A 619-nucleotide genomic window follows, 5' to 3' on the forward strand; every position below is an offset into this window, starting at 1 on the left:
GCTCGTTGTCGCCGCCCTCCGGTTTCTGGTTCGGGTCCTGTCCACCACTGGTCATGCGCGCACCTGGTTCTCGTCGTCGGGGTACTGCTCACGGCGAAGATGTCTTCTCGCCCGTGACCCTACGTCGCGGGTGGTCGGTTTGTGCGATCCATCGGTGGAGATTCACATGCCGTAAATCCAGGGATCGAGGGGTAGGGATTTCGGATCCCATCGATCGAGCAGCGTCGGCAGCGTGACCGTCTCGTCGTCGCCCGCCATCCCCAGCGACCGGGCGAGCATGCCGAGCACGTCCCGGGGAGTGCGCCCGAGGGCGGCCTGGTCGGCGAGGGTGACGGCGCCGTCACGCTTGGCCAGCCGCTTGCCTTCCGTGTTCAGTGCCAGCGGCACGTGGGCGTACTCGGGTGTGGGCAGCCCCAGCAGACCTGCGAGGTACGCCTGGCGTGGCGCCGACGACAACAGGTCGTCGCCGCGCACCACCTGGTCGATGCCCTCCGCGGCGTAGGGGCCGTGCAGGACGTCGTCGACGGTGTAGGAGTCCGAGCCGGCCCGCAGCCGGAGCGCCGGTGAGCGTCCGGTCGCTCGCCGTTCGTCGCGTTCGGCCTCGCTCAGGTGGCGGCAC

General features: G+C 69.5%; 1 protein-coding gene. It reads right to left on the reverse strand.

Going from position 1 to position 619, the window contains the following annotated elements:
• Window positions 1–162: 162 nt before the first annotated feature.
• Window positions 163–619 (reverse strand): glutamate--tRNA ligase family protein (locus IJ15_RS0124390; RefSeq protein WP_031940902.1); only part of this gene is annotated, 457 nt, incomplete at its 5' end.

The organism is Prescottella defluvii (assembly GCF_000738775.1).
In the GTDB taxonomy this organism is placed as follows: domain Bacteria; phylum Actinomycetota; class Actinomycetes; order Mycobacteriales; family Mycobacteriaceae; genus Prescottella; species Prescottella defluvii.